Consider the following 16,730-nt stretch of genomic DNA (forward strand, 5'->3'; position numbering starts at 1 on the left):
TTGCCCCTTGCAGAGCCTGCTGGGGCTGAGCAATCGAGGTTTGTCCATGCCCGTCACCATCTACCACAATCCGAAATGCGGCACGTCGCGCAACGTTCTGGCCATGATCCGCGAGAGCGGCGTGGAGCCGGAGGTCATCGAATATCTGAAGACCCCGCCGTCGCGCGAAAAGCTGGTGGAGCTGATCGCCGCGATGGACATCCCGGTGCGCGATGTCCTTCGCCAGAAGGGGACGCCTTATGACGAGCTTGGGCTTGGTGATGACAAGTGGTCGGACGACGAGTTGATCGATTTCATGATGGCGCATCCGATCCTCATCAACCGTCCCATCGTGGTGACGAACAAGGGCGTGAAGCTCTGCCGTCCGTCGGAAACGGTTCTGGAGCTTCTGGACGCGCCCGTCGCGGACTTCACCAAGGAAGACGGCGAAGTGGTCAAGCCCTGACGGCTTGCGCGTTCGATGAGGAACTCAGGCTGTGACACGGCGCATGGCCGCCGTCAGAACGCCTGCCATGATCAGGACGCTGCCGCCGAGACGATGGATCGCCTTCAGCGTCTCGGGGCGGTTGATCTTTTCCCGCACGGCGGCTGCCGCCAGCGCATAAAGCCCGGCATTGACGATGGCGAGGACCACGAAGGTGACGCCCATCAACACAAGTTGCGGGGCGACAGGTGCGCCCGGCGCGATGAAATGCGGCAGGAAGGCGATGAAGAAGGCGATGCCCTTCGGGTTCAGCGCCGTCACGATCCACGCATGAAGCAGAATGGTGCGGCTGTCGCGTGTGGCGGTCGCGACCGTCTGCAAGGGGGCGGGCGAGGTGCGCCACATCTTCCAGCCGAGCCAGATGAGATAGGCCGCGCCCACCCATTTCAGGATCGTGAAAAGCGTGGCGGAGGTCGCCAAAACCGCGCCGAGGCCTGCAAGCGACAGGGTTGCGGCCGTGGCATCGCCCAGCGCCACGCCGGTAACAGAGGCCAGTGCGGTGCGTCGGCCTTGCGCCAGCGCGTAGGAGACGACGAGCATGATCGTCGGTCCGGGGATCGCCAGAACGATCAAGGTTGCCACCAGATAGGCGGAGTAGAGTTCCCAGGTCATTGCGCCTTCCTTTCGGGCATCCGATGAAACCTATTCCTCCCGGCCCGCGTTGGGAATAGGCATGAACCGATCCGATGTCTTGGCAAAGAGCAGGATTGACGACGGCGGGATGAGGTTTTGGGGAGGCAGACAGGTAACCGGAATGCACATGTTCTCCGCCAAGGCTGCGCTCTTGACGTTTCTTGCTCTTGTGGGCGGGGGCGGAGCCGGTTTTGCGGCCTCGCAAGTTTCCTCGCAATTCGCGCCCGCGTCTCAAGGCCAGGCGATGGAAGAGGGGGGCAAGGCAAAGCCCGCTGAAGCCGGTTCGCAGACGCCCGGGACCCCGCGCGCGCGACCGGCAGCGCCGGGGAAAGCCGCCGTGCCGGAAGCTGCGCCTGTTCCGCCCTCAAACAGCGAGGCGTCTGCGCAAGACGTGCAGCCAGAGGCCGCGCCCGCCCCCAAACCCGATATGGATCGATTGCCGCCGCCAAAGCCTGAGCGGGCCGATGATGTTTTTGCCCGTGCCAGGCCGGACGTGCGGGAAGGCAAACCCGATCGCCCGGTCGCCTGCACCTTTGATGGTGCGGTGATGAAACGCGCCGCGCAGCCCTTGCCGGATGTGCCTGCCTGTCAGATCCCCGTGCCCGTGGCACTGTCCGCGGTCGGAGATGAGGGCGAGATCGCGCTCACGCCCTCGGCCACGCTCGATTGCGCGCTTGCGGCCTCGTATGCCTCCTGGATGAGTGAGGTCGTTGCGCCTGCTGCGCTGGCGCATCTGGGGTCTCGCGTGGAAAGCGTGCAGGTCGCCGCCTCCTTCCATTGCAGGCGGCGCAACAACCTGCCAAATGGCAAGCTCTCCGAACATGCGACCGGCAACGCGATCGACATTTCCGCATTCCGGCTCGCCGATGGGCGGCAGGTGAGTGTGGAAGAGGGCTGGAAGGGCGACGGGGCGGAAAAGGCCTTCCTGCTGGTGGTGCGCAAGGCTGCCTGCGACCGGTTCCTGACCGTGCTTTCGCCGGAGGGCGACGCCTATCATCAGGACCATCTGCATCTCGATCAGGGCTGCCATGGCAAGACCTGCACTTATCGCATCTGCCAGTAACGGGGGGTGTCACTGATGACCGAGAACCCAATTTCGGAAACGTGTCGGGGTGTCGGGGCTACCTTCTTCCTTCTCTATCATCGTTTCCACGGATGGGCAGAAGCTGACCGGGCTCTTCGTCAGGTCGCTTGCGCCCAGAAGTTCGGTTGTGCCGATCACGAAGGATTGCGGGGTCGCTGCCGACCAGTAGGCATTGTCACAGGTCAGCGTATTGCAGGCGCCGCCATAGGTGACGAAAGTCGCGGTTCGTTTGATGTCGCACGAACAGATCGCCTTCAACGGGTCGGCCGGATCCACGACGCAGGGCTTGTCGAGGCAGTCGGTCCAGGGTTTTCCGGACGGGCAGGCCATCACGGGGTTCGTCGGCGCCTGATTGAAGGAATAGAGCGAGACGACATGTACAAGCCCATCGGGCTGCGTACGGGACTGGCGTTCCTCGCAGGATGTGGCGATGCCGAAATTCGGACCGGACGTCACTTCGCATGCGCATATGGCGGTCGTGGCAAGGGCGTTTGCCTCTGCCCCTGCGTTGCGTAAAGACGTCTTGTCCTGATCGAAGGACTGTGGGGCGGGGATGCATCTGGCCGATGTGCAAAGGGCGTAAGTGTCTGTGTCGGAGCAGATGTTTCCCGGCTTTGACATGTTCGCCGCATCCGTATCCTGTGCTTTTGCAAGGATAGGAAACGACAAGGCAATGATGATCAAGAATGTCTTCAATTTGACAATGGCCATGGGTAAACCTCGTGGCGTGGACTTGTGAATAATACAAACGAATGGGGGTATATTACCTAAGGTGAGATAAGCCTGTGGGAAAATATCGCCCGAAGGGAAACCCGGCATCAATGTGCGATATTGAGCTGATCTCGGTGAGAGCTCTTGATCGCCGGAGGTTGTTGGAGGGAGTTGTGACTGCCATCCATCCTGCAACGCGACACGAACGGGGCAGACAGGGACAGATCAATGATGGATCGATATGACAACGCCCGCGAAATGACGCTCGCGCTTCGCCCCGACCACCCGGTCTATTGCTTTCATCCTCAAGTTCTCACCGCCGATGCAAAAACCTTCCTGCGCGCCTTCCCGGGCAAGACCGCCTATGCGGTGAAGACCAATGGGGAGCCTTTTGTGCTGAAAGCACTGGCGGAGGCGGGCGTCAATTGCTTCGACGTTGCCTCTCCGGCGGAATTCGAGGCCGTGCGCTCCGTCGCGCCGAAGGCGGAGCTTCTCTACATGCACCCGGTCAAGGCGCAGTCCGATATCCGGCTGGCGCTTGAGACCTACCGCATCCGCACCATGTCGCTCGATCACGAGGACGAGGTGGCGAAGGTCCTGCGCGTGGTGCGGGCGCTCGATCTCGATCCCGCGGACATCACCATCTTCGTGCGCATCGCCACCAAGGGGCATGCGGCCTACGAGCTTTCCAAGAAGTTCGGGGCCGCGCCCGGTCATGCGGTGGAGCTCTTGCAGCGTATCGATCGGATCGGCTTCAAATGCGGGCTGTGCTTCCATGTGGGCTCCCAGATCGAGGAGGCGGAGACCTATGAACGCGCTCTGGCGTCCGCCGATTGGGTGCGTTCGCGCGCGGGCGTGCCGCTTGTCGCGCTCGATGTGGGCGGCGGCTTTCCCGCCACCTACGGCCACGATCCGCGCCGCAAGGCCCCGCAGGTGCCCACGACGCCGGAACTGATCGAACAACTGAAGCTGGATCTCGATGACTGGGGCTTTAATGATCTGCCCATCGTGGCGGAGCCGGGCCGCGCCATCTGCGCGCGGTCCATCTCGCTCGTGGTGCGGGTGCTTTTGAAGAAGGGCCGCCGCCTTTACATCAATGACGGTATCTGGGCCTCGCTGTCGGATAGCTGGACCGGCAAGATCACGCTTCCCGCCCGCCATATTCCCGATCCGGCCCGCAAGCGCCGCACGGGTGATGCGGAAAAGATCGTGCCCTTCAAGGTCTGCGGGGCAACCTGCGACAGCGTCGATATCCTGTCGCGCCCCTTCTGGTTGCCGGAGACGGTGGACACCGGCGACTGGATCGAGATCGGCCATATCGGGGCCTATTCCCTGTCGCTGCGCACCCATTTCAACGGGTTTTATCCCGACACCATCGTGGAGGTGGATCGCCCCTTCGACGACCCGGCCAAACCCGCCGAGAGCTTTGCTTCCATTGAGACAATGGCCGATTGAGGACGTCTGCGGTGGCAGGGTGAATGTCTTGCAGGTGCGGGCGGCGCGAAAAAGTTCCGCAGGGGCGCTCTGAATCTGCGTGAACCACGTTGACATTTTATCGATAAATTGTGAGTGTCTTGCCTTAATAATGGCGGTGCTCAATTGTGGGGCATGGCGAACCTTCCAACGAACGCATCTGACAAGGGGCTTCACCTATGACGGCTAAGTGGGATTTCTGGATCGATCGTGGCGGCACTTTCACCGATATCGTGGCGCGCACGCCAGACGGCGAGATCCGTGCCCACAAGGTGTTGTCTGAAAACCCGGAAGTCTATCGCGACGCCGCCATTCAAGGCATTCGCGAGCTGATGGGCGTGGAAAAAGGCGCGCGCATTCCGGCGGAGAACATCGCCACCGTCAAGATGGGCACCACGGTCGCCACCAATGCGCTGCTGGAGCGCAAGGGCGACCGCACGCTGCTGCTCATCACCAAGGGTTTCCGCGATGCGCTGGAGATCGGCTATCAGGACCGGCCCGACATCTTCGCCAAGGAAATCATCAAGCCGGAAATGCTCTACGAGAAGGTCGTGGAGTGCGAAGAGCGTGTGCGCTCAGACGGCACGGTGGAAAAGGTGCCGGATCTCGACGCGGTGCGCGCCGGGCTTCAGGCGGCTTTTGATGACGGCATCCGTTCGCTCGCCATCGTTTTCATGCATGCCTATGCCTATCCCGAGCACGAAAAGCAGGTGGCGGCGGTTGCGCGCGAGATCGGCTTTCCGCAGATCTCCATTTCGCATGAGGTCTCGCCGCTGATGAAGCTGGTGGGCCGTGGCGACACGACCGTGGTCGATGCCTATCTCTCGCCGATCCTGCGCCGCTATGTCGAACAGGTGGCCGAGGAGCTTCAGATCGAGGGCACCGACTGCCGGTTGATGTTCATGCAGTCCTCGGGTGGTTTGACCGCGGCGGATCTCTTCCAGGGCAAGGATGCGATCCTGTCCGGGCCGGCCGGCGGTGTCGTCGGCGCGGTGGAGACCTCCAAGATTGCCGGTTTCGACAAGATCATCGGCTTTGACATGGGCGGCACGTCCACGGACGTCTCCCACTTCAACGGCGAATATGAGCGCGCCTTTGAGACGGAAGTCGCGGGCGTTCGCATGCGCGCGCCGATGATGATGATCCACACGGTGGCCGCCGGTGGCGGGTCCATCCTGCATTATCGCGATGGCCGCTTTCAGGTTGGCCCGGACAGCGCAGGCGCCAATCCGGGCCCTGCCTGCTATCTTCGCGGCGGGCCGCTTGCGGTCACCGATGCCAACGTGATGGTCGGCAAGCTTTCCGCCGACTTCTTCCCCAAAATCTTCGGCCCCAATGCGGACGAGGCGCTGGATGAAGATGCGGTCAAGGCGAAGTTCTCCGACATGGCCGCGCGCATCGGCGATGGCCGCAGCGCGGCCGAGGTTGCCGATGGCTTTCTCAAGATCGCGGTGGCCAACATGGCCAACGCCATCAAGAAGATCTCCGTTCAGCGCGGTTATGACGTCACCGAATATGCGCTGACCTGCTTCGGCGGCGCGGGCGGGCAGAGCGCCTGCATGGTGGCCGACAATCTCGGCATGAAGACGGTGATCGTCCATCCGCTGTCCGGTATCCTGTCTGCCTATGGCATGGGGCTCGCCGATATTCGCGCCACCCGCCAGCAGGCGGTGGTGAAGACGCTGGAGCCCTCGCTTCTTGCCGATCTCGATAGTCTTCGCGCCTCGCTGGCGTCGGAAACCGAAAGCGAACTCCTCGGTCAGGGCATTCCGGTCGCGGAGTGCCAGACGCTTGTCCGTGCGCATCTGCGCTATGCGGGCACCGATACGCCGCTTCTCGTCACGCTGGCCGATATTCCGGCGATGATGGCCGAGTTCGAGGCTGCCCATAAGGCGCAGTTCGGTTTCGTCTATGAGGCCAAGCCTGTGGTGGTGGAAGCCCTTGAGGTGGAAACCATCGGCGGTGGCGCCGGCATCGAGGAGCCGGATCACGCGTTGTCGTCCGCCGATGCTGCGGCGACCGCGAAAACCCGCTTCTTCTCCGATGGCGAATGGCACGATGCGGCCATCTACCGGCGCGACGCCATTCAGCCGGGCATGACGATTTCCGGTCCTGCGCTCATCATGGAGCCGCATGCGACCATCGTCGTGGAGCCGGGCTGGCAGGCGGAACTCACCGTCAAGGATCATATCGTGTTGAAGCGCGTGGTCGCGGCCAAGCGCGCGCAGGCGGTTGGCACCGAGGCCGATCCGGTCATGCTGGAGGTCTTCAACAACCTCTTCATGAACATCGCCGAACAGATGGGCGTGACGCTGCAGAACACCGCCTATTCGGTCAACATCAAGGAGCGGCTGGATTTCTCCTGCGCGGTCTTTGACAAGGACGGCACTCTGGTCGCCAATGCCCCGCACATGCCGGTGCATCTGGGCTCCATGGACCGCTCGGTGGAAACGGTCATCCGGCTGAATGAGGGCAAGATCCGTCCGGGCGACGTCTTCGCGCTCAACGCGCCCTATAATGGCGGCACGCACCTTCCCGATATCACGGTCGTCTCGCCGGTCTTTGACGATGAGGGCAAGGAAATCCTGTTCTGGGCGGCCTCGCGCGGTCACCACGCCGATGTGGGCGGCACCGCGCCGGGCTCCATGACGCCACGGGCGACGACGGTGGATGAGGAAGGAGTTCTGATCGACAACTTCCTGCTGGTCGATCAGGGGCGCTTCCGGGAGGAGGAGACGATCCATCTTCTCACCGACCACAAGTATCCCTGCCGCAACCCGGTTCAGAATGTCGCCGACCTCAAGGCCCAGATCGCGGCCAACGAGAAGGGCGTTCAGGAACTTCGCAAGATGGTCGCCCATTTCGGGCTGGACGTGGTGCAGGCCTATATGGGCCACGTGCAGGACAATGCGGCGGAAAGCGTGCGTCGGGTGATCGACGCGCTGCATGACAGCGAGTTCACCACCACCACCGATCAGGGCGCGAAGATCTGCGTCAAGATCACGGTCGACAAGGAGGCCCGCGAGGCGACGGTGGACTTCACCGGCACCTCGCCGCAGCAGAGCTCCAACTTCAACGCGCCGGAACCGGTGACGCGGGCTGCCGTGCTCTACTGCTTCCGCGTGATGGTGGATGGCGACATCCCGATGAACGCGGGCTGCCTGCGCCCCATCAACATCGTCATTCCCGATGACTGCATGCTGAAGCCGAAATATCCGGCAGCTGTCGTTGCGGGCAATGTTGAGACCTCGCAGCACGTCACCAACACGCTCTTCGGCGCGTTGGGGGCGATGGCGGCTTCCGAAGGCACGATGAACAATCTCACCTTCGGCAACGACACCTACCAGTACTACGAGACCATCTGTTCCGGCTCGCCCGCCGGTCCCGGTTTCAACGGTACCGACGGCGTTCACGTCCACATGACGAATTCGCGCCTGACGGATCCGGAAGTGCTGGAATTCCGCTTCCCCGTCCTGCTGGAGGACTTCCACATTCGGCCCAATTCCGGCGGCAAGGGCAAGTGGCACGCGGGCAATGGCACGCGGCGCACCTTGCGCTTTTTGGAGGAAATGGACTGCGCCATTCTCTCCTCGCACCGCACGATCCGCCCGCACGGGCTTGAAGGCGGCGAGCCCGGCGAATGCGGCCAGACGCTGGTCCGGCGCAGCGATGGCAAGATCGAGGAACTTCAGGGCTGCGATCAGACGATCCTCAAACCCGGAGAAGCCGTGATCGTGGTCTCGCCAACAGGCGGCGGCTACGGCAAGGCGGAGTAACGAGAACCCAACCGGAGCGGCAGACACTGTCGCTCCGGTTTTTCGTTGAGGTCACACTTGAAAACTGCGAAGGCCTTCGAATAATCACGTAATGTGCTAGTGCCAGAAGTAAATTGGGGGGGGCAAATGGGGCATGATTTATGCGTCCCGGATGATTTGAGTTATGATCAAGTTGTATTGAATAAATGGGGATCTCTCGTTCCAAGAGTACTAAATGGGGAGGATGTCAGCTTTGATAGTGATGAAATTGACGATCTGATTGCTAATGGGTATGAAACGCTCGGTTCTGGTGGGTTGGATGATAATTATGATTGGGAATCGGATCTAAGAAAGGCAGTTAGAACAAACAAATATTATAGAAATTGGGTTGATAGAACCCGAGGTGGGCTTTTAGACGGTAGTAAAGCTTATTTGAAGTCTGCTGCGGAGATGCGCGAGTTTGCTGAAAGGTTGGGTGAGAAGGCTATAGGCTTTTGCTTTGTGGCGCACGGAGCTATTGGTTTGGCTGCGCTTTCGGCAATTGCTGCTTCAAAAGAGAGGCGGTATGAGCTTCTGGTGCCAGGAATCGGGGCCCTAGTTGGTATAGCTATTCTAGCTTTTGCGATTGGACTGTATGTTAATTATCTACCAAAGTACGCTAGGCAGATTGAAAAAATCGCTACTTGGAGGTGGAATTACAAGAAAAATCGAATACTTGAGAAGATTTATAAAAGGGTATTTGAAAAGGTTCTTTTTAAAATATCAATGATTGTATATTTTTGTGTTATCTGGCTAGTTTTCTATTCACTAATATTCTGTATAATTATATTTTGATGCCTTCATATGGGGGCGAATATTAGGTTTTCGTTATAATGTGATGCTTTGTTCATAAAGCGCGACGTGCTATCCGGTATTGCAATTCCCCCAGCGTGTTTGCTTTGCTATGCCGAAAGAAAACACCTTCCGGATGCACATAAATGTCCCCCTATACAGACCCTGTCTCACCAAGTGAGAAAATCCCCGCCAGTGTCGATGTCGTCATCATCGGCGGCGGGATTATCGGCGTTGCCACCGCATGGCATCTTGCGCGCGCGGGCGTTTCCGTCGCGCTTTGCGAAAAAGGCGTAATCGGCGGCGAGCAGTCGTCAAGAAACTGGGGCTATTGCCGCCAGCAGGGCCGCGATCCGGCCGAGCTTCCGCTCATCAAGCTCAGCATGAAGCAATGGGAGACCATGGCGGAGGATCTGGGCGAGGATGTCGGCTATCGCCGCACCGGCGTTCACTATTTTGCCAGCAACGCCGCCAAGATGAAGTATTTCGAGGATTTCCTGCCGCTTGCCAACGAGTACGAGCTTGGCACGCGGCTCCTGTCGGGCGCGGAGGCTGCGGAGGTCTTTCCCGGCTGCACGAAGAAATGGCTGGGTGGCATGGTCACGCCCACGGATGGTCGTGCGGAGCCCGCGCTTGCCTCTTCCGCCCTGGCGCGCGGGGCCATGGCCAGGGGGGCGCATATCTTTACCAATTGCGCGGTGCGCGGGATCGAGAAAGCCGCTGGTCGGATCAGCGGCGTCGTGACAGAGCGCGGGACGGTTGCCACGCAGAACGTGCTTCTGGCCGGCGGGGCGTGGTCGACGCTGTTCTGCCGTTCGCTCGGCATCGACTTGCCGCAGCTGACGGTGCGCTCGTCCGTCATGCGCACCGCAAGCGGGCCGGATCTCACGCAAGGCGGGGCGTGGACGCCGAAATTCGCGCTGAGGCGGCGTGATGATGGCGGCTACACGATTGCCCATGGCGGGTATTCGACGGCGGACATCACGCTGGACAGCTTTCGCTATTTCTCCAGGTTCCTGCCGATCCTGATGAAGGAATGGCGCAGCACGCCGCTCAGCTTCGGTTCGCGCTTTTTTGAAAGCATCGCGCAGAAGAGCCGCTGGGCGCTCGACCAGCCGACGGTGTTCGAGCGCGAACGCGTGCTGGACCCCAAGCCGGTCGCCTCCACGCTGAAGGCCGCCTGGCGCGATCTGGTGGAGGCGTTCCCCGCCTTCAAGGATGTGCCGGTGGTAGAGCGTTGGGCCGGTTATATCGACACCACGCCCGATGCGGTGCCGGTGATCGGGCCGGTGGCGAGCCTTCCGGGCTTTCATATCTCGACCGGTTTTTCCGGCCATGGTTTCGGTATCGGGCCGGGGGCGGGGCAGTTGGCTGCGGAAATGATCACGGGCAAGCCCACATGCGTCGACCCGAAACCCTTTTCCTTTGAGCGGCTCGCAAAGACGCATTGACCGGCTTGCATTGTGGCGGAACGACACGTTTTGAAACTCATTGAAACCCGCGCATTCCCGCAGGAATGTGCGGGTTTTGCGTTTGCGGGGAAACCTGAACGCCGGATGAATGGTGATCTCAGAAGGGGTTCAGACGGGGCGCTCTAAGGTGGCTGCAATTCAGGATTTCCGGACCTTTCAGGCCGCAGTTGAATGGAGCGTTCAATGTCCGCTTTGAAGAAAGTCGCCACTGCCGCAGTCGCTACCCTCGCCGTCGGGAGCATGCTCGCTGTCACAACCGTCGGCGCCGATGCACGTCCGCGCGGCGGTCGTCATCACCAAAGCCACCATCATCACCATCACCACAAGCACTATAACAACCGAAACAATGGCCTTGCTGCCGGTATTCTTGGCCTCGGCGCAGGCATGATCATCGGCAATGTGCTTGCGAGCCCGCGTCATGTCGCGCCGCCGCCGCCGCCACCCCCGCCGGCACCGTCCTACACCGGCAGCTATCGGCCCTGGACGCCACAGTGGCGGGGCTATTGCGAAGCGCGGTACCGCAGCTTCAACCCGGCCACGGGCTATTTCCTCGGTTATGACGGGCAGTATCACTTTTGTCGCTGATCTGCGAAAATGCGGACCAAGAGAAAGATGACAGGCGCTTGAAACGTCAAATAGCCAAAATCTTGTGGAACCGTTCCTGCCTTGAGGGCTTATGCGGTCAGCTGGCGCCTGGCAATGGAGGATTGAAATGTTCAAGACAAAAAGCGGCGTGTTCAAATCGCTCTCGGTTGCGCTCGCCCTGACGCTTGGCGGCATGATCCTCGTGCCGCCGGCATTCGCGGGTGATTCCGACAATTCCCCGGAGATGTGGAAGCGTCCCGCCTGGGAGCAGGGCAGGCGACATTATCGCGGGTCACCGCGAGCCGATTATCGTCGCTACAGGGATTACCGACGCTACCGCGACTATCGTCACCGTGACTATCGTCGCCATCGCGACTATCGCCGCCATCGCGACAATGATGCGGCGGCGGCCATCCTCGGCGGCATTATCGGTCTCGGGGCCGGGCTGGCCATCGGCAACGCCACCGCGCCGCGCTCCTCCTATGAGGATGGCGGACGTTATCGGGCGTGGAGTGCGCAATGGTACCGCTATTGCGAGCGGCGCTATCGCAGCTTCAATCCGCAGACGGGGTATTTCCTCGGCTACGATGGGCAATACCATTTCTGCCGCGCGCGCTGATTGCGCGTTTCGGCGATCTCGATGGCGTGATTGAAAAAGACCGTGCCGGGCATTCCGGCACGGTCTTTTCACGTCTTGCACGTTCTGTGGGCATTGAAAGTCAAATACTGAAATAAAGCGTCCAGTCGGAACGGTTTGTGGTAGGCGACTGCTACGAGATATATTGTGCAGCGCAAAATAACGATGTCGTAAATATTGGTTCGAAAAAATTATGACTTGATGAATAGTCTTTAACTCCGCAATCTCCCGTAGGGTCGCCTTTGAGAAACAGGTGGCGCTCACTGGGAGGGAACGCACATGAACAGGCAGATATTGACCGCATTGCTTGCGGGCACGGTGATGGTCGGGCTCGGCGTCACGGGCGCTGTGGCACAGAATGCCGGAAATCTGGAGAAGCTCTCCGGCTTCAAGACCACGGGGACGACCGAGTTCGAATATGTCGAGCAGGGGGGCGAATATGCTGCCCAGATCCGCAAGACGCTGGAACGGATCACGTTGCCGGACGGCTTTGCCATCGATCTCTATGCGGTGGTGCCGGATGCCCGCCACATGGCGGTGGGACCGCAGGGCATCGTGACCTTCGTTGGAACCCGCAAGACCAAGGTGTGGTCCGTTACCGACCGCAACAAGGACCGGGTCGCCGATGAAGTGAAGGATTTCGCGCCGTCCCTGCAATTCGCCGTGCCCAATGGGCCGTGTTTTTCCAAGGACGGTCATCTTTATCTGGCCGAGCAGAACCGGGTTCTGTGGTTCCCGGCGGCGGAGTTCTTCTATGAAAGCCCGGATGTGGCGGCATTTGAGGTGGTCAAGCAGGGCGAACTGATCCCGCCGGAGGAAGAAAGCTACAACCACACCGCGCGTGTGTGCGATGTCGGTCTGGATGGCAAGCTCTACATAGCGCTCGGCCAGCCCTTCAATGTGCCCGCGCCCGAAAAGTCCGAGCTCTATACGGAATGGGGCATTGGCGGGATCATTCGCGTGAACACCGACGGGACCGACCGTGAAGTCTATGCGACCGGCATCCGCAATTCCGTTGGCATGGATTTCGATCCGGCGACCGGCGATCTCTGGTTCACTGATAACCAGGTCGACGGCATGGGCGATGACATTCCGCCGGGCGAGCTCAACCACGTGACGGCTGCGGGGCAGAATTTCGGCTTCCCGTGGTATGGCGGCGGCGACGTGCGCACGAACGAATACCAGAATGACGAACCGCCCGCCGATGTGGTCTTCCCGGCAGTGGAGATGGTGGCGCATGCGGCGGATCTCGGCATGACATTCTACACGGGCAACCAGTTCCCGGCCGAATACAAGGGCGCGATCTTTTCCGCTCAGCACGGCTCCTGGAACCGCACGATCCCGGTGGGCGCGCGCGTGATGGTCACGATGATCGATGCGGATGGCAAGGCGACCGCAAAGCCCTTTGCGGAAGGCTGGATCGACGAGAACGGCGAGTATCTCGGGCGGCCGGTCGATGTCGCCCAGCTTCGTGACGGGTCGTTGCTGGTCTCAGATGATCTGGTCGGGGCGATCTATCGCATCTCCTACAAGAAGGCCGACTAAGCCTTGAAGGCCCGCGACCTGTCCGGACATGCCCGAATAGGTCGCGGGTCGCTCTGATTTTCCGAAAAACGATTGAATGAACCGCGTTCGGTGCGGGGCGCACCGGCGGGAGCCGGTCGTGCGGGGAGGAAAACGGGATGGATTTGGGAACGGCTGCGCACGGCAGGGGCGTGCTGAACGGGGGGCTTGTGCTGGTCATCGCCATTTCAGCGACACTGGGGCTCGCCGCGGCGAAAGCGGCAGCGGGCGATCTGGAGGCGGGGCGCAAGAAGGTGCGCAGCACATGCCGCGTCTGTCACGGGGTGGACGGGATCGGGACCAATCCGACCGTTCCCAATCTGGCGGGAGAGAGCGATCGCTATATCGTCAAGCAGCTCAAGGCGTTTCGTGCGGGCGAGCGCAATCACGCGCAGATGTCGATCATCGCCAAGGGACTGTCTGATGAGGACATCGAGAATGTCGCGACCTATTTCTCTGCCATCAAGGTGACGGCGACACCGCCCAAGGTCAGGTAAGCCTTAAGCCAGGTGCCCGCTCTAGCGGATGAGCAACGGCATTTCCTGGATTTCATCCCACCACAGATGGCCGTCTTCCTGCCTGTGGAGCGTGGGAAAGTGCCCGGGCACGATGGTTCGGCCCCGGCGCAGGACCTCGCGAATGGAGGCGGCGCCGCGCTTTTGCGGGTCGAACTCCAGATCCGGGATGCCCGTTGTCGCCTCGCGGGCCGTTTTCAGCGCATCGGCGGCAAGGATGGCGGTGCCATCGGCGGTGTCGAGTTCCAGCGAGACATGGCCTGGTGAATGGCCGGGGGTTGGAAACAGCGTGACCCCCGGCATGATCTCCGCCTCGCCATCGACAGTCGAGACGTCGCGCTGGCTCAGAAGGGCTGCCAGATAGCGCGGGGTAACCGTGTCGGTCTCGAAGATCGCATCAAGGTACTCGCGCTCATCACGGCCCATCAGGATGGGGGCATCCGGGAACAGGTCGAGATTGAGGACGTGGTCGAAATGACCGTGGCTGAAGATCAGCATGTCGATGTCGCGCGGGGCGAGGTCACGGGCTTTCAACGCCTCAAGCAACATGCGCCGGGTGACGCCGTGTCCCACGTCGAAAAGCGCACGTTTTCCTCCCGCTTCCACCATGACGATGGCGGAAATCCCGAAGAAGCCGCCATTGAAGGCAAGGCTGGATCCGGGCACGAGAACGTCGAAGCTGGCCTTTGACATGTGCGGTCCTGAAGGAAATGCGGGGGGGAACCGAGTGCGTGTGTGCGGAATCGGCATCAAACGCAACGTCAGAATGCCCCCGAGGCTCAAAGATGGCCAGAGCTGATGGGGGGGGGCTGCGAACCGATGATTTTCCAGGCGGCGCCGGCCGCCATCCGCTCCGACAGGCAATACAGCCAGAAACTGCAAGTGAGCCGGTCTCTCGCGGTGCGGGCGGTTCGTGTCATCTCCTCAACCGATGATATCAGAATATCTGGCTCCGTCTTGCAGATCCCTCTCGCATGACAGGAGAAATGGGGCCGGAGAAAAAAGGAAATATACAAAAAGGACGTAAGGGGAGGGTTTGGAAGGGCTATCTATAAGCGGAGTGGTTAAGCGCGAAATGACCTTCAGTCGGGGGGGCATTGAAACTAAAACTTATATAACATGAATATATACAAAAAATACCATGAGTAAGGAGAGGTTTTACAGGTAATTCGCGTCGTAGGTCTCCACTTTTTTAGTGCAATATATGTTTGAATTAACTCGTTATAAATACCTCAATGCCTACGTATTCGTACGTTCTGAGCGTTATCGGAGTGACGGATGCAATCGTATTGGTATGGGCGCTCGGTGGACCTGGCGCGTCGGTTTCGGCGGTGTGGGCACGGCAACGTGGCGATCGCCTTTGGTCTTGCGGGGATTGTGCTGTGCGGCGTCGTGGGGGGCGCGGTTGATTACAGCATGGCCGTCAGTGAGAAGACGAAACTGCAAGCCGCGCTTGATGCTGCCGTTCTCGGCGGGGCGAGGGCGCCCGGCGATGAGGTCCCGACCGCCCGGAGAAGTTTCCACGCGAATTTGTCGGCAAGCCGGGGCGTCGACGTCAAATCGCAGTTCACGTTTTCGGACAACAAGCTGATCGGCGATGCCGTGGCGCAGGTGTCAACATCGCTGCTGCGCGTGGTCAAGCTGGACACGATCGAGGTTCACGCGCATTCCGCCGCGGCGATTGCCTCAAGTGATGTCTGCATCCTGCTGCTGGACCCCGAGGACCGCACCGCCTTCAAGGCCAACGGGTCGGGCAAGATCGACATGCCCGAATGCGAGATGCATGTGACCTCGCGCGCCGAACCCGCCACATGGATCGATTCCCGTCAAATCGACACAAAGAAGCTGTGTATCAAGGGGACCAGCGGGGGCAATCTGAAGCCGTTGCCGGACAGTTTCGCCGAGCACTGCACGCCGCTCACCGATCCTTTTGCAGACAAGCTGCCCAAACCGCCGCGCGAGTTCGGCAAGGATACCGCCTGTGTCACCGACATGCCGGATCCCAATGCCAGGGAAATGGTGTTTGGGCCGGGCACCTACTGCAACTGGCCGCCGATCAACGGCTCGGTCGACCGGGTGGTCTTCGAACCGGGCAACTACACGATCAAGGCGCCCCTGTCGCTGAACGCGCGTGATGTGCGTTTCGGCAAGGGGACCTATGCCTTCAAGGGCGCCGGCGTGACCTTCAACGGGTCGGTTCACACCGTGGAGATGGGGGCGGGCTTTTACGGCCTTTCCGATGGTGCGCGCATCATCTTCAACAATCAGCAGGTCACCGGAAAGGGCGTCACCATCTATCTGGCCGACGAGCGCGCGGCTTTCCTGACGGTTCAGGGCAGTTCCAAGCTGGCTGTCACCCCGCCAAAGGATGGCCCCTACAAGGACTTCCTGCTCTACGAGGTGGGAGGGCTGAAAAGGCAACCTCACGAGCGCTACAACCTGGACGGTGCGCTGGATATCGAGGGCCTGATCTATCTGCCCAGCCGCAATCTGCATTTCAACGGCAGCGGCAAGATCGACAGCGAGCGCCTGACCCTTGTTCTCAACAAGCTCTCGCTTGACGGACAGATCCGTATCAAGGGAGGCGCACAGAGCCTGTCGGGCGCCAATGCGCGGGTCTATCTGCTGAAATAGGGCGGCTCGCCATTCAGGGCGGGGCTTGAAGCTTCTGAAATCCAAAGGCGGCGGGAACGGCGCGGCGGAAAACCGCTTGCACCGTTCTCGCCGTTTGTTTTTGCGGTTCTTTTCCGGTTTCAGTTGATCGCTTTGCGTTGTTGCCAGCGAAAGCATCGCGCCATGATTGCATCCTGTCGGGATGGCGCGCAGTCCGCAGGCCGTGGGCTGCCTATTCTGTGTTCGGGTAACGGCAACAAGATCAGGCAGTTGCGTAAGTTCGGTGCAGATGCGGAGAATTTGTCGATAAATTGTGGATGTTGTTGCATCTGACCACTAGCGTTTCAGATCGCGAGCGGGTGTAATGCACGTCC

Annotated in this window: 14 protein-coding genes; 11 read left to right on the forward strand and 3 right to left on the reverse strand. The window is 60.4% G+C overall.

Translation table 11 applies throughout. The annotated features are described in order from the left end of the window. Positions 1–46: 46 nt before the first annotated feature. Entirely contained in the window at positions 47–445 is a 399-nt protein-coding gene (gene arsC, locus ABGM93_RS00140; RefSeq protein WP_321502292.1) for an arsenate reductase (glutaredoxin), read from the forward strand. A gap of 24 nt (positions 446–469) precedes the next feature. Here arsC and ABGM93_RS00145 read toward each other — a convergent pair whose 3' ends face one another. Continuing rightward, a complete protein-coding gene (locus ABGM93_RS00145; RefSeq protein ID WP_321502294.1) occupies positions 470–1,096 on the reverse strand; it encodes a LysE family translocator in 627 nt (208 codons plus the stop codon). 142 nt (positions 1,097–1,238) lie between these two features. Between ABGM93_RS00145 and ABGM93_RS00150 the strand changes: the two genes are divergently transcribed. After that, positions 1,239–2,180 (forward strand): extensin family protein, encoded by a 942-nt coding sequence (locus ABGM93_RS00150; RefSeq protein ID WP_321502296.1) that lies wholly within the window; start codon positions 1,239–1,241, stop codon positions 2,178–2,180. 9 nt (positions 2,181–2,189) lie between these two features. Here ABGM93_RS00150 and ABGM93_RS00155 read toward each other — a convergent pair whose 3' ends face one another. Beyond that, complete coding sequence (locus ABGM93_RS00155) at positions 2,190–2,822, reverse strand: hypothetical protein (RefSeq protein WP_321502298.1); 633 nt, start codon at positions 2,820–2,822, stop codon at positions 2,190–2,192. Between the two features lie 321 nt (positions 2,823–3,143). Here ABGM93_RS00155 and ABGM93_RS00160 point away from each other — a divergent pair, with 321 nt between their 5' ends. The 8 genes from ABGM93_RS00160 to ABGM93_RS00195 all read left to right on the forward strand — a co-directional run bounded on the left by ABGM93_RS00160 (position 3,144) and on the right by ABGM93_RS00195 (position 13,725). After that, the gene (locus tag ABGM93_RS00160) at positions 3,144–4,367 is read left to right on the forward strand and encodes an alanine racemase (protein ID WP_321506011.1); all 1,224 of its coding nucleotides are present in this window, start codon (positions 3,144–3,146) and stop codon (positions 4,365–4,367) included. A 197-nt stretch (positions 4,368–4,564) separates the two neighbouring features. Beyond that, positions 4,565–8,161, forward strand: a complete 3,597-nt coding sequence (locus ABGM93_RS00165) for a hydantoinase B/oxoprolinase family protein (protein WP_321502300.1) — start codon at positions 4,565–4,567, stop codon at positions 8,159–8,161. A 126-nt stretch (positions 8,162–8,287) separates the two neighbouring features. Further along, the gene (locus ABGM93_RS00170) at positions 8,288–8,974 is read left to right on the forward strand and encodes a hypothetical protein (RefSeq protein WP_321502302.1); all 687 of its coding nucleotides are present in this window, start codon (positions 8,288–8,290) and stop codon (positions 8,972–8,974) included. Positions 8,975–9,117: 143 nt separating this feature from the next. Beyond that, positions 9,118–10,422 (forward strand): FAD-binding oxidoreductase, encoded by a 1,305-nt coding sequence (locus ABGM93_RS00175; RefSeq protein ID WP_321502304.1) that lies wholly within the window; start codon positions 9,118–9,120, stop codon positions 10,420–10,422. A gap of 204 nt (positions 10,423–10,626) precedes the next feature. After that, positions 10,627–11,028, forward strand: coding sequence for a BA14K family protein (locus tag ABGM93_RS00180; RefSeq protein ID WP_321502306.1), 402 nt, complete (start codon positions 10,627–10,629; stop codon positions 11,026–11,028). A gap of 127 nt (positions 11,029–11,155) precedes the next feature. Continuing rightward, the gene (locus tag ABGM93_RS00185) at positions 11,156–11,647 is read left to right on the forward strand and encodes a BA14K family protein (protein WP_321502308.1); all 492 of its coding nucleotides are present in this window, start codon (positions 11,156–11,158) and stop codon (positions 11,645–11,647) included. A 339-nt stretch (positions 11,648–11,986) separates the two neighbouring features. Next, complete coding sequence (locus tag ABGM93_RS00190) at positions 11,987–13,210, forward strand: PQQ-dependent sugar dehydrogenase (RefSeq protein ID WP_321506013.1); 1,224 nt, start codon at positions 11,987–11,989, stop codon at positions 13,208–13,210. A 137-nt stretch (positions 13,211–13,347) separates the two neighbouring features. After that, complete coding sequence (locus ABGM93_RS00195) at positions 13,348–13,725, forward strand: cytochrome c (protein WP_321502310.1); 378 nt, start codon at positions 13,348–13,350, stop codon at positions 13,723–13,725. A gap of 21 nt (positions 13,726–13,746) precedes the next feature. On the opposite strand, the gene ABGM93_RS00200 is transcribed toward ABGM93_RS00195, so the two are convergent. Then, positions 13,747–14,436 carry an MBL fold metallo-hydrolase gene (locus ABGM93_RS00200; RefSeq protein WP_321502312.1) on the reverse strand — a complete coding sequence of 230 codons (690 nt, stop codon included), beginning with the start codon at positions 14,434–14,436 and terminating at the stop codon, positions 13,747–13,749. 585 nt (positions 14,437–15,021) lie between these two features. On the opposite strand from ABGM93_RS00200, the gene ABGM93_RS00205 reads away from it, so the two are divergent. Further along, positions 15,022–16,377, forward strand: coding sequence for a TadE/TadG family type IV pilus assembly protein (locus tag ABGM93_RS00205; RefSeq protein ID WP_321502314.1), 1,356 nt, complete (start codon positions 15,022–15,024; stop codon positions 16,375–16,377). Positions 16,378–16,730: the final 353 nt, after the last annotated feature.

It is taken from the genome of Breoghania sp. (genome assembly GCF_963674635.1).
Lineage (GTDB): Bacteria > Pseudomonadota > Alphaproteobacteria > Rhizobiales > Stappiaceae > Breoghania.

Coding starts and splice junctions, on each gene's coding strand:
- ABGM93_RS00165 (WP_321502300.1), top strand. CDS start 4,565: ATGACGGCTAAGTGGGATTTCTGGATCGATCGTGGCGGCACTTTCACC.
- ABGM93_RS00170 (WP_321502302.1), top strand. CDS start 8,288: ATGGGGCATGATTTATGCGTCCCGGATGATTTGAGTTATGATCAAGTT.
- ABGM93_RS00200 (WP_321502312.1), bottom strand. CDS start 14,436: ATGTCAAAGGCCAGCTTCGACGTTCTCGTGCCCGGATCCAGCCTTGCC.
- arsC (WP_321502292.1), top strand. CDS start 47: ATGCCCGTCACCATCTACCACAATCCGAAATGCGGCACGTCGCGCAAC.
- ABGM93_RS00185 (WP_321502308.1), top strand. CDS start 11,156: ATGTTCAAGACAAAAAGCGGCGTGTTCAAATCGCTCTCGGTTGCGCTC.
- ABGM93_RS00145 (WP_321502294.1), bottom strand. CDS start 1,096: ATGACCTGGGAACTCTACTCCGCCTATCTGGTGGCAACCTTGATCGTT.
- ABGM93_RS00175 (WP_321502304.1), top strand. CDS start 9,118: ATGTCCCCCTATACAGACCCTGTCTCACCAAGTGAGAAAATCCCCGCC.
- ABGM93_RS00155 (WP_321502298.1), bottom strand. CDS start 2,822: ATGTCAAAGCCGGGAAACATCTGCTCCGACACAGACACTTACGCCCTT.
- ABGM93_RS00160 (WP_321506011.1), top strand. CDS start 3,144: ATGGATCGATATGACAACGCCCGCGAAATGACGCTCGCGCTTCGCCCC.
- ABGM93_RS00205 (WP_321502314.1), top strand. CDS start 15,022: ATGCAATCGTATTGGTATGGGCGCTCGGTGGACCTGGCGCGTCGGTTT.
- ABGM93_RS00180 (WP_321502306.1), top strand. CDS start 10,627: ATGTCCGCTTTGAAGAAAGTCGCCACTGCCGCAGTCGCTACCCTCGCC.
- ABGM93_RS00190 (WP_321506013.1), top strand. CDS start 11,987: ATGGTCGGGCTCGGCGTCACGGGCGCTGTGGCACAGAATGCCGGAAAT.
- ABGM93_RS00195 (WP_321502310.1), top strand. CDS start 13,348: ATGGATTTGGGAACGGCTGCGCACGGCAGGGGCGTGCTGAACGGGGGG.
- ABGM93_RS00150 (WP_321502296.1), top strand. CDS start 1,239: ATGCACATGTTCTCCGCCAAGGCTGCGCTCTTGACGTTTCTTGCTCTT.